15 protein-coding genes are annotated in these 13,128 nt (G+C 65.7%); 11 read left to right on the top strand and 4 right to left on the bottom strand.

Translation table 11 applies throughout. From position 1 onward, the window contains the following. Nucleotides 1–16 precede the first annotated feature (16 nt). Genes CCS01_RS12885 through CCS01_RS12900 form a run of 4 tightly spaced genes read right to left on the bottom strand, consistent with a single transcriptional unit; the run spans nucleotide 17 to nucleotide 2,912 of the window. Nucleotides 17–568, bottom strand: a complete 552-nt coding sequence (locus CCS01_RS12885) for a hypothetical protein (protein ID WP_204848244.1) — start codon at nucleotides 566–568, stop codon at nucleotides 17–19. Continuing rightward, on the bottom strand, nucleotides 568–1,467 hold the full coding sequence (locus tag CCS01_RS12890) for an AAA family ATPase (protein WP_104519257.1): 900 nt from the start codon (nucleotides 1,465–1,467) through the stop codon (nucleotides 568–570). The genes CCS01_RS12885 and CCS01_RS12890 overlap by 1 nt, the downstream gene beginning before the upstream one ends. Continuing rightward, complete coding sequence (locus tag CCS01_RS12895) at nucleotides 1,464–1,964, bottom strand: HORMA-1 domain-containing protein (RefSeq protein ID WP_104519224.1); 501 nt, start codon at nucleotides 1,962–1,964, stop codon at nucleotides 1,464–1,466. The genes CCS01_RS12890 and CCS01_RS12895 overlap by 4 nt, the downstream gene beginning before the upstream one ends. Nucleotides 1,965–1,967: 3 nt before the next feature. Further along, entirely contained in the window at nucleotides 1,968–2,912 is a 945-nt protein-coding gene (locus tag CCS01_RS12900) for a CBASS oligonucleotide cyclase (RefSeq protein WP_104519225.1), read from the bottom strand. Nucleotides 2,913–3,118: 206 nt separating this feature from the next. Here CCS01_RS12900 and CCS01_RS12905 point away from each other — a divergent pair, with 206 nt between their 5' ends. The 11 genes from CCS01_RS12905 to trbG all read left to right on the top strand — a co-directional run bounded on the left by CCS01_RS12905 (nucleotide 3,119) and on the right by trbG (nucleotide 13,117). Next, nucleotides 3,119–4,183, top strand: a complete 1,065-nt coding sequence (locus CCS01_RS12905) for a helix-turn-helix domain-containing protein (RefSeq protein ID WP_104519226.1) — start codon at nucleotides 3,119–3,121, stop codon at nucleotides 4,181–4,183. Nucleotides 4,184–4,188: 5 nt separating this feature from the next. Further along, nucleotides 4,189–4,680, top strand: coding sequence for a PIN domain-containing protein (locus tag CCS01_RS12910; RefSeq protein ID WP_104519227.1), 492 nt, complete (start codon nucleotides 4,189–4,191; stop codon nucleotides 4,678–4,680). A 471-nt stretch (nucleotides 4,681–5,151) separates the two neighbouring features. Beyond that, nucleotides 5,152–6,069, top strand: coding sequence for a P-type conjugative transfer ATPase TrbB (trbB, locus tag CCS01_RS12915; RefSeq protein ID WP_104519228.1), 918 nt, complete (start codon nucleotides 5,152–5,154; stop codon nucleotides 6,067–6,069). Continuing rightward, on the top strand, nucleotides 6,069–6,392 hold the full coding sequence (locus CCS01_RS12920) for a TrbC/VirB2 family protein (protein ID WP_104519229.1): 324 nt from the start codon (nucleotides 6,069–6,071) through the stop codon (nucleotides 6,390–6,392). The genes trbB and CCS01_RS12920 overlap by 1 nt, the downstream gene beginning before the upstream one ends. Continuing rightward, nucleotides 6,392–6,661: a VirB3 family type IV secretion system protein gene (locus CCS01_RS12925; RefSeq protein WP_104519230.1), complete on the top strand. Its 270-nt coding sequence runs from the start codon at nucleotides 6,392–6,394 to the stop codon at nucleotides 6,659–6,661. Before CCS01_RS12920 ends, CCS01_RS12925 begins: the two co-directional genes overlap by 1 nt. 10 nt (nucleotides 6,662–6,671) lie before the next feature. Further along, the gene (gene trbE / locus CCS01_RS12930) at nucleotides 6,672–9,104 is read left to right on the top strand and encodes a conjugal transfer protein TrbE (RefSeq protein ID WP_104519231.1); all 2,433 of its coding nucleotides are present in this window, start codon (nucleotides 6,672–6,674) and stop codon (nucleotides 9,102–9,104) included. Beyond that, the gene (trbJ, locus tag CCS01_RS12935; protein ID WP_104519232.1) at nucleotides 9,101–9,844 is read left to right on the top strand and encodes a P-type conjugative transfer protein TrbJ; all 744 of its coding nucleotides are present in this window, start codon (nucleotides 9,101–9,103) and stop codon (nucleotides 9,842–9,844) included. Before trbE ends, trbJ begins: the two co-directional genes overlap by 4 nt. Next, the gene (gene trbK-alt, locus CCS01_RS12940; RefSeq protein ID WP_104519233.1) at nucleotides 9,844–10,170 is read left to right on the top strand and encodes a putative entry exclusion protein TrbK-alt; all 327 of its coding nucleotides are present in this window, start codon (nucleotides 9,844–9,846) and stop codon (nucleotides 10,168–10,170) included. The genes trbJ and trbK-alt overlap by 1 nt, the downstream gene beginning before the upstream one ends. Nucleotides 10,171–10,175: 5 nt before the next feature. Then, nucleotides 10,176–11,444 carry a P-type conjugative transfer protein TrbL gene (gene trbL, locus CCS01_RS12945; protein WP_104519234.1) on the top strand — a complete coding sequence of 423 codons (1,269 nt, stop codon included), beginning with the start codon at nucleotides 10,176–10,178 and terminating at the stop codon, nucleotides 11,442–11,444. 3 nt (nucleotides 11,445–11,447) lie between these two features. Next, nucleotides 11,448–12,128 carry a conjugal transfer protein TrbF gene (trbF, locus tag CCS01_RS12950; protein ID WP_104519235.1) on the top strand — a complete coding sequence of 227 codons (681 nt, stop codon included), beginning with the start codon at nucleotides 11,448–11,450 and terminating at the stop codon, nucleotides 12,126–12,128. Continuing rightward, complete coding sequence (gene trbG, locus CCS01_RS12955) at nucleotides 12,128–13,117, top strand: P-type conjugative transfer protein TrbG (RefSeq protein WP_104519236.1); 990 nt, start codon at nucleotides 12,128–12,130, stop codon at nucleotides 13,115–13,117. The genes trbF and trbG overlap by 1 nt, the downstream gene beginning before the upstream one ends. The last annotated feature ends 11 nt before the right edge of the window (nucleotides 13,118–13,128 follow it).

The following is a 13,128-nucleotide window of genomic DNA, read 5'->3' on the forward strand; positions in this document are numbered from 1 at the left end:
TCGAGGCCTTCATCGCCTACTTCAACCGCACCCTCGCCAAGCCGTTCAAGTGGACCATGACCGGCAAGCCGCTCGCTGCGTGAGCGGCCGTCGAAATGGGGTTCGTTCTTCCGGCGAGGTGTACTAGGATGTCGCCGAAGCGCGCCTGCGCCTCCATCCGCTTGCTGGCCATGTTCCAGTGCGCGGCGTTTTCGATCTTCACCAAGTCGGGATTGCCCCGTAGCTCGTCCCAGAGGTCGACATAATCGGCTGGGATCTGATCTTCGCTCTTGTGGTGCTGCACCGCGACGGCCAGCGGCCCGGGCACATTCGCCGGTCTCAAGGCCAGGCTGTCCTTGAGAGTCCGCCAGATCAGCCAGTCGAAACAAATTGGGAGGCCGTCGACCTTGCGGCTCGGCTCCGCGTCCACCGGCACCACGAAGTTAGCGCCACGACGGACCAGCACCCTCACCAGCTCGGCCACCAGAGCGCGCGCCTGCTCAACGCTCTCACCGGTCGCGACGGCCACGTCATCGACGACACTGCCGGCTATGTGAATACGCCGTCCGAATAGGGGCGAGCGGACCATCACCTATCCTCCAAAACCGGCGACGGCTTCAGTGACTGGGCCGTGCTCAGGAGGTGCTCGAACTTCAAGGGGCCGTCGGGATAGGCCTTGGACAGGGCGGACGGGTATAGCCGCGTACGGATGTCTGAGTAAGTCCAGCCTGGCACGCCAGGCCGCGGGCCTGTGGCGGTGACCAACTGACCGACATGGGCGGCGCTGAGTCCCAACCCATCGAGGTCCATGGTCAGCAGTTGGCGGCGCTCGTCATCCGACGGCCTGCGGAATTCCTCCATGATTGCGGCGCGGCGCTGCAGGGCCGGGTCGACCATCGACAGGCGATTCGTGCATAGGATAACGACAATACGACCGCCATATTGGCGCAGGTCGTCTACGCATTGGATCAGGGTGTTCACCGCCACCTTGTCCTCGTGATGGCTATGCTGCTGGGTGCGCGTGGCGGCGAGGCTGTCGCCCTCGTCGATGATCAGGATGGCCCGTCGCGTCTTACCCGCCGAAACCGTCACCTTCTTGAACGCTTCGGCGATCAGCGTGCCCATCTCGCCCACCATGCCACTGCCGCGCACCCGGTTGCTGAGCTTGAACAGCAGCGAGTCTTCGGCACCCCGGGCCTCGCCGACCAACCGGTTGGCCATGCACTCCGCCATGGCCGTCTTGCCGGTGCCGACATCGCCGTGAAAGATCACCAACGGATACTGTTCGGTCACGAGATCGCAGATGGCCAGCTTGCCGCCGTGATGCTGGCGGTTCCAACTCGCCAACTGGCCGATGTTCAGCAACAGCCGCAGTTGGTCGTGGACCCGGGCGTAGCGCGCGCCGAAGCCAAGCAGGGTCTTTTCCCGCCGCGAAATCGCCTCGTCAGGCAGGACAGTCTGGCTATCGAAGATCGACGTCTCACTCACGCGGCCCAATCCTTCCGCTGCATGCCATAAGCGTTGCTGGCGTAGTCCCGCCCGCCTGCCGCCTTCAGGGTACTGTGGCTGGTGTCGGCATCAGTCGACGTCCAATTGATCTTGAGCTTGTCCTTGATCGCAGCGCGGGCTGCCGCAGTGTAGGCGTCAGTATAACGCAAGATGAGCCGGAGATAGGGCTTGGCCACTTTGGGCCACATCACCCCACCAGGTCGGCTGCTGGTTAGGCTGCCAGCGTCCGTATCGACGTTGAATCGGGTGGCCTTGATCTCGACGCCATCGCTGAACAGCGTCACGTCCACATGTTCAAGGTAACCAGCCTTAGCCAGAACCTCGACGTCATGGGCGTACTGCCCGGCCTCCTCCGGCGTCCAGGCGCCAGTGCTGTCGCCGATCATCATCAGATCCGCTTTCACCAGGCGGACCACCTTTTCAATGTCGACGACCGTGTAGGTCGCGCTGGCCGAAGCGGTGCGGGTCTGGCTCATCGTTTAGGCCTCCGTCTTGAAGCGAGGGCCGAACAACTCTTTCCAGATCTCGTTGTCGTTCTCGGCCGAGGCGTAGGTGGCCGTCTCCCAGGCCCGTTCCGCAGCCGTGACGATCTCCTGACGTTCGGTCTCAGTGATGCGGCCGGCAACGTTGTTGAGGCTGCAGACCGGATCGAGGATCACCACAGGATCGGTGAAGGTGGTGAACGGCGCCACGTTCTCCGGGAAGCTGATCTGGTCCTTCATCCCCGACTGAGCGACGTAGAGCAGGAAGTTGCGGAACCGCTGCTCGATGGACCCGGCCGTCCCCTGCTGCGCTAAGACGTGAGCCATGATCAACTCGATCACGAAACTCTTCAAATGGGTGAGCCCCGCGTGGTTGCGCCACTTCTTGGCCATCCTCACCAGGGTGCGGAAGTCGGCGTCCTCGTTCTTTCGGTCACGCACGAATTTGATTTGGCAGGGCGCGCAGGTCTGCATGGCCGACCCGTCCTCAAGGTCAAACTGCCAGCCGTAACCCGGCTGGCTCTCGTCCTCGATCACCGGCACGATGTCGACGCTCAGGCCGGAGCCCACGAAGGTGACGGTCGCGGCCTTGCGCTGGATCTCGAAATCCTCGACCGACTTGGTCGGGTAGATCTTGATCAGCAGGCTGTAGATCAGGTCGTTGATCGTCTTCAGGGTGTCGTGGGTAATGTCGCGGCCGGAGATGTAGAAGACGACATCCACGTCCACTGGGTCGGTTGAGGTCCGGCGAAGGATCGTGAACTTCGCGAACGAGCCCGCCTTGACCACCTTGGTGATCTTGATCTCGCTGTGGTTGCGCACGTGCTTGCGCAGTTCGTCGATCAGGCGATCGACCTGGGCGTGGTACTCGGTGCGCTTGTCCGCCGGCAGACGCAAAACGTTGCTGTCGTAGTAGCGAAGCTGGGTATTGCTCAACGCCATCAGGCGTCCCTTTCCGTTAGCGAGCGCCGCCCCGGAACCCGGCCCAGCGCCGCGGCCGTCCTTGCATGGCCGCGCAGTTTACAGACCAGAGAAATTTCTGGCTTTCGAAAACCATATATGGTCCCAGAGGTTCACTTCAAGGGTTTCAGTTTACGAAAACTACGCTATATTGGGGTTTGTAAACTGGGGCGGCAAGGAGGTGCGGCATGATCGGACACAGACTGAAGATCGCGCGCGCCGCCGCGGGCCTTTCGCTGCGCGGTCTGGCCGATGCCATGGCCGGCCTGGTCACGGCCCAGGCCATTGGCAAGTACGAACGCGATGAGGACATGCCGGGCTCGCGGGTACTGATCGCCCTGGCTGAGGCCCTTGGCGTCACAGAGGACTATCTGCTGTCAGAGGACGAGATCGCCCTGGAAGGCGTCGACTTTCGTAAGAAAGCCAGATCGTCGGCCCGCGAAGAAGCCGCGCTGGAAGCTCAGACGATCCACATGCTTGAGCGCTATTTGGCGCTGGAGGACCTGCTGCAGCTGCGTAGCGTGGATTGGGAGCAGCCGCGCAGCGCGCCCCACCCTGTCGCCGACCTGCGGGACGCCGAGGACGCCGCGCGCTCCGTGCGTGAAGACTGGGGCCTGGGCAACGATCCCATCCCTAACCTCGCGGAGCTACTCGAGGAACGTGGGGTGAAGGTGATGTCGCTTGACCTCGACGACATCGACGGCCTGGCAGCGCGGGTGCGCCGCCGCGGCCGTGACGCGGCCCGGGTCATCGTCATCAAGCGCAGCACCTGGTCGGAGCGGAAGCGCTTCAATTTGGCTCACGAGCTTGGCCATATGTGCATGAACGTCACGGGCAAGCTCGACGAGGAAAAGGCTGCCCACCGGTTCGCCGGCGCCTTCCTGATGCCGGCCGACGTCTTGCGCGCGGAGGTCGGGGCCAGCCGCTCGTCGCTAAGCCTTGGCGAACTCGTAGCGCTTAAGGAGCGCTTCGGCGTGAGCATTCAAGCCCTGGCCTTCCGGTGCAAAGACCTCGGCATCATCAACCAAGCGGCGTTCGGCCGGCTATTCGCCGTCTTTACGGAGCGAGGATGGCGACGGGCGCCCTACGCGGAGCCGGCGACCATGAAGCCGGAGCTGGAGGAGCCGAGGCGGTTCGAACGACTCTGCTATCGGGCGCTGGCGGAGGGGGTGATCGGCGAGTCTCGAGCTGCAGAGTTGCTCGGAATAACCGCACGCGAGCTAGACGCCCGGCTTGATCAGGTAGCGGCCTAAGTCACGTGGCCGTCCTCGTGTCCGACACCTCAGTCATCATCGACCTGGACCGAGGATCACTACTTGAGGACCTGTTTCGCCTACCATTTGAGTTCGCGGTGCCAGACTTGCTCTATCGCCGCGAACTCCAAGGCGAGCTGGGCGATCACCTGTGCGCGCTCGGCCTGCGGGTCGAGGAATTGACTCCGACCGAACTCGCCCGCGCCACCGTCGTCGGACGCGAACGTAAGGTGCTGTCGGCGCCAGACACGTTTGCCTATGCCTTAGCTGAGTTGCGCGAGTGGCCGCTCCTGACCGGCGACGGCGGCTTGCGCCGGCTGTGCGAGGAGCAGCACCTCACCTTCCACGGGGTACTGTGGATCTGCGACCAGTTCGAAGAAGGTTCCTACGTTGCGCCCGACCGGCTGCACGCCAGCCTGACCACCATCTCGGCCCACCCGCGCTGTCGGCTACCCGTCAATGAAGTCGGCACGCGCCTCGCGCGTTATCTTGGCTAGGCGCGCCGACACTCCAGTCCGTATGATTGGGCTAAATCACACTCAAACCGGAAAACGGGCCTTCCGAAGGTCCGCCGTGAGCGCGAAGCGGTCACCAGCGACGCGCTAAGCAATGACGGCTTCCCACCCATTGCCGTCATTCGGATTCTGTATCGGTTACCGCCCACCGTCCTAGTTCGACTGTGTCAGTTTCCGCCTAACACATTGAAATTACGACGTTTTCTCGCAAACTAGAGCTCCCATAACCCATTGATAACATTGACTATCTTTCAGTTTTTGACACAGTAAGACTAGCAGCCTGTATTTCTACTCGGCCGCCCCACGCCCATCCATCTATTGTTGCGCCGCCCCAGTTCCGGCTCTTTCTAATCAACCCCGCTGATCCAACCGCCTCGGCTTCGAGGCGACCTGACGGGGTTCCGTGTGACGACGATCTCCCTTCGTTCGGAAGCCTTTGCCCGTGGTGCGCGCATGCTGCGCACCGCACTGGGGCCAGCAATCTCGGGCTACCTCGAAGATCCGAGAATTGTCGAGGTGATGCTCAATCCCGATGGTAGGCTGTGGATCGACCGCCTCTCCGGCGGGCTGGAAGACACCGGCGTCCACGTCGCGCCAGCGGACGCCGAGCGCATCCTGCGGCTCGTCGCGCACCATGTCGGCGTCGAGGTCCATCCAGGCTCGCCGCGCGTCTCTGCCGAACTCCCGGAAACAGGGGAACGGTTCGAGGGCCTGATCCCGCCAGTCGTCGCCGCGCCCTGCTTCGCGATCCGGCGCCCGGCCGTCGCGGTGTTCACGCTCGGCGATTACGTCGACGCCGGGATCATGTCCGTCGGCCAGGCGGATTTGCTGCGGGCTGGGGTTCTGGCCCGGAAGAACATCCTCGTCGCCGGCGGCACCTCGACCGGAAAGACGACCCTCGTCAACGCGCTCCTGGCGGAGGTCGCCAAGACCGGCGACCGCGTGGTGCTCATCGAAGACACGCGCGAGCTCCAATGCGCCGCGCCCAATCTCGTGGCCCTTCGCACCAAGGACGGGGCGGCTTCGCTGTCCGATCTCGTGCGCTCCTCGCTCCGGCTTCGTCCCGACCGAATTCCGATTGGCGAGGTGCGCGGCGCCGAGGCGCTCGATCTCCTCAAGGCCTGGGGCACCGGCCATCCCGGGGGCGTTGGCACCCTCCACGCCGGCTCCGCCATGGGCGCGCTCCGGCGGCTCGAGCAACTCATCCAGGAAGCCGTCGTCACCGTTCCGCGCGCCCTGATCGCTGAGACCATCGACCTGATCGCCGTGCTTTCAGGCCGCGGCGCCGCCCGCCGCCTCGCTGAACTCGCCGCCGTCCGAGGGCTCGGACCCAACGGCGACTACGTCCTCATCCCCGCAGGAGAACCGTAATGCTGCTCACCCGTGCTCGCCGCGCTCTCGTCACCGCCTCGGCCACCTTGTTCGTCACGCTCGCCACGGCCCCGGCCTACGCCGCCGGTACGAACATGCCGTGGGAGCAGCCGCTCACCCAGATCCTGGACTCGGTCCAGGGGCCGGTCGCCAAGGTCATTTCGGTCATCATCATCGTCATCACCGGCCTGACCCTGGCGTTCGGCGAAACCTCCGGCGGGTTCCGTCGCCTGATCCAGATCGTCTTCGGTCTGTCGATCGCCTTCGCCGCTTCGAGCTTCTTCCTGTCTTTCTTCCAGTTCGGCGGCGGGGTGCTGGTCTGATGGAACAGTCCGACGCCATCGCCGGGTTCTACGCGCCGGTCCATCGCGCCCTGACCGAGCCGATTCTCCTCGGCGGCGCGCCGCGCGCCGTTGCGATCGTCAACGGAACGCTCGCCGCGGCGATCGGCCTTGGCCTGCGACTCTGGCTGGTCGGCGCCGCGCTCTGGCTGTTCGGGCATCTCGCCGCCGTCTGGGCCGCGAAGCGCGACGCCGCCTTCGTTGACGTTGTACGCCGGCATCTGCGCTACCCCCAGCACCTGGTCGCGTGAGGGCGCGGCGATGATGAACCTCGCCGAATATCGTCGCCGCGCGCAGAGCCTCACCGACTTCCTGCCCTGGGCGGCGCTTGTGCGCGAGGGGGTCGTCCTCAACAAGGACGGCTCGTTCCAGCGCACCGCGAAGTTCCGCGGACCAGACCTCGATTCCTCGACCCCGGCGGAACTGGTCTCCATCACCTCGCGGCTCAACAACGCGTTGCGCCGCCTTGGCTCCGGCTGGGCGATCTTCATCGAGGCGCAGCGCGACTTCGCGCGCGGTTACCCGAACAGCCGCTTTCCAGACCCGGTGTCGGAATTGGTCGACGCCGAACGGCGGGCGCAATTCGAGGAGGAAGGCGCGCATTTCGAGAGCCGGTACTTTCTGACGCTGCTCTGGCTGCCGCCAGCCGACGATTCCGCGCGCGCCGAAGCGTTCCTCTACGAGAACCGCGCTCAGGCCGGTGCCGATTGGCGGGCGGCGCTCGATGGCTTCGTCGATCGTACAGATCGCGTGCTCGCGCTCATCGAGGGCTTCATGCCCGAGGCCGAGTGGCTCGATGACGGCGAAACCCTGACCTACCTCCACGCCTGCATCTCGACCCGTCGTCAGCGCGTCCGCGTGCCCGAGACGCCGATGTATCTGGACGTCATCCTCGTGGACGAGGACCTCACCGGCGGCCTCGAACCACGGCTCGGCGGCGCGCATCTGCGCACGCTGACGGTCATGGGGTTCCCGTCGCAGACCTGGCCGGGGTTGCTCGACGACCTCAACCGCCTGGCATTCCCCTATCGCTGGGCGACACGCGCCATCTGCCTCGACAAGACCGACGCGACCAAGCTCCTCGGCAAGATCCGGCGGCAATGGTTCGCCAAGCGCAAGTCGATCATGGCGATCCTCAAGGAGGTCATGACCAACGAGGCGTCGGTGCTGATGGACTCCGATGCGGCGAACAAGGCGCTCGACGCCGACGCCGCCCTGCAGGAGCTGGGCTCCGATCTGGTCGGCGAAGCCTATGTCACGGCGACCGTGACCGTTTGGGACGAAGACGCCCGCACGGCCGATGAACGGCTGCGCCTGGTGGAGAAGGCGATCCAGGGCCGCGACTTCACCTGCATGCGCGAGACGGTGAACGCCATCGAGGCGTGGCTCGGATCGCTGCCCGGTCACGTCTACGCCAACGTGCGTCAGCCGCCGATCTCGACGATGAATCTCGCCCACATGATGCCGTTCTCGGCGGTGTGGGCGGGGCCGGAACGGGATGAGCATTTCCGGGCGCCGCCGCTCTTCTTCGCGCGGACGGAAGGCGCGAACCCGTTCCGCTTCTCGCTGCATGTCGGCGATGTCGGTCACACTCTGATCGTGGGACCGACCGGCGCCGGTAAATCGGTGCTGCTGGCGTTGATGGCGCTGCAATTCCGCCGATACGCGCGCGCCCAGGTCTTCGCTTTCGATTTCGGCGGATCGATCCGCGCCGCGGCGTTGGCGATGGGCGGCGATTGGCACGATCTCGGCGGGGCGCTCGCAGATGAGGCCGTCGAAGCCGTCGCCCTCCAGCCGCTCGCGCGCGTCGATGACGCCGGCGAGCGCGCCTGGGCCGCTGAGTGGGTCGCAGCCCTGCTCGGTCGCGAGGCCGTCACCATCACGCCCGAGCTGAAGGAACACCTATGGTCCGCGCTCACCTCGCTCGCGTCCGCGCCGATCGCGGAGCGGACGATCACCGGCCTTTCCGTTCTGCTTCAGTCGAATGCGCTCAAGCAGGCCCTGCTGCCCTATACGGTTGCTGGATCCTGGGGCGGTCTCCTCGACGCCGAGACCGAGCGCCTCGGGGCGGCAGACGTTCAGGCCTTCGAAACCGAGGGCCTGATCGGCGCTGGCGCGGCGCCTGCGGTTCTCGCCTACCTCTTTCACCGCATCGAGGATCGGCTCGACGGCCGCCCGACCTTGCTCATCATCGACGAGGGCTGGCTCGCCCTCGACGATCCCGGCTTCGCCGGGCAGTTGCGCGAATGGCTGAAGACGCTGCGGAAGAAGAACGCGAGCGTCATCTTCGCCACCCAGTCGCTCGCCGATATCGACGGATCGTCGATCGCGCCGGCGATCATCGAGAGCTGCCCGACGCGGCTATTCCTGCCCAACGAGCGCGCGCTCGAACCTCAGATCGCTGCCGTCTATCGGCGCTTCGGCCTGAACGACAGGCAGATCGAAATCCTGAGTCGGGCGACGCCGAAGCGCGACTACTACTGCCAGTCGCGACGCGGGAATCGCCTGTTCGAGCTCGGGCTCTCAGAAGTCGCGCTCGCCTTCACCGCCGCGTCGTCCAAGACCGATCAGGCCACGATCTCGCGCCTCCTCGCCGAACACGGCCGCGGCGGTTTTGGCGCCGCCTGGCTGCGCGCGAAGGGCGTCGATTGGGCGGCGGACATGCTCACCCAAAATCAGGAGACCATCCCATGATCCGTCATAGGGTCCGCGTTGCACTCGCGGCAAGCGTCGCCGCGTTCGCTCTCGCCTCGATCAGCCCGCCTGCAAAGGCGCAGTGGATCGTCTTCGATCCGACCAATTACGTCCAGAACGTGCTGACCGCGGCGCGCGAACTGCAGCAGGTCAACAACGAGATCCAGGGCCTGGAGAATCAGGCCACCATGCTGATCAATCAGGCGCGCAATCTCGCGAGCCTGCCGTACTCCTCGCTCGCCACGCTCGAACAGTCGATCTCGCAGACGCAACAGCTTCTCTCTCAGGCGCAGCGCATCGCCTACAGCGTCAGCACCATCGATCAGGCGTTCACCCAAACCTATCCGCAGGCCTACTCGAGCGCGACGTCGTCGCAGCAGCTGATCGCCGACGCGCAGACGCGCTGGCAGAACGCGCGCGCCGGATTTCAGGACGCAATGCGCGTTCAGGCCGGCGTCGTGCAGAACCTCGACACCACCCGCACGCAGATCGATGCGCTGGTCTCCACCAGCCAGTCGGCGACCGGCGCGTTGCAGGCCGCGCAATCTGGCAATCAGCTCATCGCGATCCAGACCAAGCAGCTCGCCGATCTCACCGCTGTCATGGCGTCGATCGCGCGGGCGCAGAGCCTCGACGGCGCGCGGCGGATCGAGAGCCAGGCCCAGGCGCAGCAACAGCTCCAGAACTTCCTGAATTACGGCGCCGGCTATCAGGCCGGCTCCGCGCAGATGTTCCACTAATGCGAGGGCGGCTGTTCAACACCCGCGCCGTCGCTCGCGCGTCCGGGTTCCTGCTCGTTGCCTTGGCGATCGTAGCCCTTGCGGTTCGCTTCGATCGCGACGGCGCCAAGCCTCATGCGCCCGCGCCACGGCCAGCAGAGTCGACCGATCCGCTCACGGCCGAACTCGCGCGCTGCCAGTCGCTCGGCATGGCGGCGCAAAGCGACGGAGCCTGCGCGGCCGCATGGGCCGAAAATCGCCGCCGCTTCTTCACCTACCGGCCGGCCGACAGCGCCACCCCGCCCGCGGCGCATCCGACGCCGAAAACCGATGCGGAGGAGCCGTAAATCGCATGGGCGGCACGGGCGTCATCGACGGGTTCCTCGCGACTTTCACGCAGTACATCGACTCCGGCTTCGGCCTGGTGCAGGGCGATGTGCGTTGGCTCGCCAGCACGCTGATCGCGATCGACGTCACGCTTGCCGGCCTGTTCTGGGCGATGGCGCCCGATGAAGACGTTCTGGCGCGCTTGATCCGCAAGACGCTCTACATCGGCGTCTTCGCCTTCATCATCGGCAACTTCAACAATCTCGCCCAGATCATCTACAACTCGTTCTCCGGGCTCGGCCTGAAGGCCGGCAGCGGAACGATCACCGCCGCGCAGCTTCTGCAACCGGGGAGGCTCGCGCAGGTCGGCATCGACGCCGGCAAGCCGATCCTGACCTCGATCTCGGGGTTGATGGGCTTCACCAGCTTCTTCGACAATTTCATCCAGATCGCGATCCTGCTGATCGCCTGGCTGATCGTCATCATCAGCTTTTTCGTCATGGCGATTCAGGTCTTCGTCAGCCTGATCGAGTTCAAGCTGACGACGCTGGCCGGGTTCGTGCTCGTGCCGTTCGGGCTCTTCGGGCGGACCGCCTTCCTCGCCGAGAAGGTGCTCGGCAATGTCGTCTCGAGCGGCGTGAAGATCCTGGTGCTGGCCGTCATCGTCGGCATTGGCTCGACGATCTTCGGCCAGTTCACCACCGCGCTGAACAATCCGCCAACGATCTCCGACGCCCTCACCCTGATCCTGGCGGCGCTCACGCTCCTCGGTCTCACGATCTTCGGTCCCGGAATCGCCAACGGCCTGATCGCAGGCGGTCCGCAACTTGGCGCTGGCGCCGCCGTCGGCACGGGCGTCGCGGCGGCCGGGATCGGCGCCGCCGGAGTCGGTCTCGCCGCAGCGGGTGTTGGCGCTGTCGGCGCGGCGGGCGGGGCGATCGCTGGCGCGGCGCGCGGCGGCGCGTGGCTCGCGGGCGCCACAACAACGGCCTTTCGCGCCGGCGGCATGTCAAGCGTGGCGGAGGCTGCCGGCTCGGCCGCCACCAGTCCCCTGCGGCGGGCCGCAGCCGGCCTCCGGTCGAGCTTCAGCGCAGGCGGCGCCGCCGCTTCTGGCGGGTCCGCCCCGCCAGCCACGGCTGCCGCGTCGGCAGACGCTTCGGGACCACCCGCCTGGGCGCGTCGGATGCAGCGCAATCAGAGCATCAACCAAGGCGTCAGCACCGCCCAACACGCGATCCAGTCGGGCGATCACCCGTCGAGCGGCGGTGGCGTCGATCTTTCGGAGGGGGAGTGACCCATGTTTCGCCGACCGAATGTCCGTTACGGCAAGACCCCGGAACCCGAGACGCCATATCAGCGCGCCGGGCAGGTCTGGGACGAGCGGATCGGGTCGGCCCGTGTCCAGGCGAAGAATTGGCGGCTCGCCTTCTTCGGCGCGCTCGCGCTCAGTGGCGGCCTCGCTGGCGGACTCGTCTGGCAATCCGCCCGGGGAACTGTCACGCCCTGGGTCGTGCAGATCGATAAGCTCGGACAGGCGCAGGCTGTGGCGCCAGCGGCTGCCGACTACAAACCGACCGATCCCCAAATCGCCTGGCATCTCGCCCGCTTCATCACCGAAGTCCGCAGCATCCCGGCCGATCCGGTTGTGCTGAGGCAGAACTGGCTCGACGCCTACAACTACGTCACCGACAAGGGCGCGCTCGCGCTGAACGACTATGCGCGGACCAACGATCCCTTCTCGAAGGTCGGCAAGACGCAGATCGCGGTCGAGATCGCGAGCGTCATCCGAGCATCCGACGACAGCTTCCGCGTCGAATGGATCGAGCGCCGCTATGTCGATGATGCCCTGGCCACGACCGAGCGCTGGAGCGCGATCCTCACCATCGTCGTGCAAACACCGACCGACGCTGACCGCCTGAAGAAGAATCCCCTCGGCGTCTACGTCCACGCCCTCAACTGGTCAAAGGAACTCGGGTGATGCGCACTCTGCCGCTCGCAACGCTCTTGCTCGCCTCGGCGTCCCTCGGCGCGTGCTCGACCGCCTACAAGCCGCCGGTCATCTCTTATGACGAGACGCCGCATCAGGCCGTGCTGGCGCCCGACCCGCCCAAGCCGGTGCAGATCGTCGAGCTTCCCAAGCCGCTACCGCTTCCCGGTCAATTGAAGCCGTTGCCGGGCGGCAAGAACGCGCCGCCGGAACCCGCCGATCCGCATGCCCGCGTCGATCAGGCCAACGGCGCCGCACGCGTCCAGCCGACACGCGCCGGCTACATCAATGCGATCCAGGTCTATCCCTGGTCGGACGGCGCGCTCTATCAGGTGTATGCCGCGCCAGGGCAGATCACCGATGTCGCGCTGGAGCCGGGCGAGCAGCTCGTCGGTTCCGGCCCGGTGGCGGCCGGCGACACCGTGCGCTGGATCATCGGCGACACCGAGAGCGGCGCGGGCGCGGCCAAGCGTATCCATATCCTGGTCAAGCCCACGCGGCCGGATCTGACCACCAATCTCGTCATCGACACCGATCGACGGACCTATCACCTCGAACTGCGGTCGGATGAAAAGACCTATATGGCCGCGGTCTCCTGGATCTATCCGCAGGATCAGCTCATCGCGCTGCGCCAACAGAACGCCGCGGCCGATGCGGCCGCGCCCGTCGCCACCGGCGTCGACATCAGCGCGCTCAACTTCCGCTACCGCGTCGAAGGCGACAGCCCCGCCTGGCGGCCCAAGCGCGCCTTCGATGACGGCCGGCAGGTCTTCATCGAGTTCCCCAGCGGCATCGCCCAGGGCGAAATGCCGCCGCTCTGGGTGATCGGCGCCGAAGGCGACGGTCAGCTCGTGAACTATCGAGTGCGTGGCAACTACATGATCGTCGACCGGCTCTTCGCCGCCGCCGAACTCAAGCTCGGCGCCAAGCATCAGGAGATCGTGCGGATCGTTCGCACCGACGGGAGGCCGCAGTCGTGACGGACGGCTCC

This window comes from Rhodopila globiformis (assembly GCF_002937115.1).
Taxonomy (GTDB): domain Bacteria; phylum Pseudomonadota; class Alphaproteobacteria; order Acetobacterales; family Acetobacteraceae; genus Rhodopila; species Rhodopila globiformis.

Bases quoted from the DNA above. Each gene is read 5' to 3' on its own strand.
- CCS01_RS12885 (WP_204848244.1), bottom strand. From the start codon at position 568: ATGGTCCGCTCGCCCCTATTCGGACGGCGTATTCACATAGCCGGCAGT.
- CCS01_RS12895 (WP_104519224.1), bottom strand. From the start codon at position 1,964: ATGAGCCAGACCCGCACCGCTTCGGCCAGCGCGACCTACACGGTCGTC.
- CCS01_RS12900 (WP_104519225.1), bottom strand. From the start codon at position 2,912: ATGGCGTTGAGCAATACCCAGCTTCGCTACTACGACAGCAACGTTTTG.
- CCS01_RS12905 (WP_104519226.1), top strand. From the start codon at position 3,119: ATGATCGGACACAGACTGAAGATCGCGCGCGCCGCCGCGGGCCTTTCG.
- trbB (WP_104519228.1), top strand. From the start codon at position 5,152: ATGCTGCGCACCGCACTGGGGCCAGCAATCTCGGGCTACCTCGAAGAT.
- CCS01_RS12920 (WP_104519229.1), top strand. From the start codon at position 6,069: ATGCTGCTCACCCGTGCTCGCCGCGCTCTCGTCACCGCCTCGGCCACC.
- CCS01_RS12925 (WP_104519230.1), top strand. From the start codon at position 6,392: ATGGAACAGTCCGACGCCATCGCCGGGTTCTACGCGCCGGTCCATCGC.
- trbE (WP_104519231.1), top strand. From the start codon at position 6,672: ATGATGAACCTCGCCGAATATCGTCGCCGCGCGCAGAGCCTCACCGAC.
- trbJ (WP_104519232.1), top strand. From the start codon at position 9,101: ATGATCCGTCATAGGGTCCGCGTTGCACTCGCGGCAAGCGTCGCCGCG.
- trbK-alt (WP_104519233.1), top strand. From the start codon at position 9,844: ATGCGAGGGCGGCTGTTCAACACCCGCGCCGTCGCTCGCGCGTCCGGG.
- trbL (WP_104519234.1), top strand. From the start codon at position 10,176: ATGGGCGGCACGGGCGTCATCGACGGGTTCCTCGCGACTTTCACGCAG.
- trbF (WP_104519235.1), top strand. From the start codon at position 11,448: ATGTTTCGCCGACCGAATGTCCGTTACGGCAAGACCCCGGAACCCGAG.
- trbG (WP_104519236.1), top strand. From the start codon at position 12,128: ATGCGCACTCTGCCGCTCGCAACGCTCTTGCTCGCCTCGGCGTCCCTC.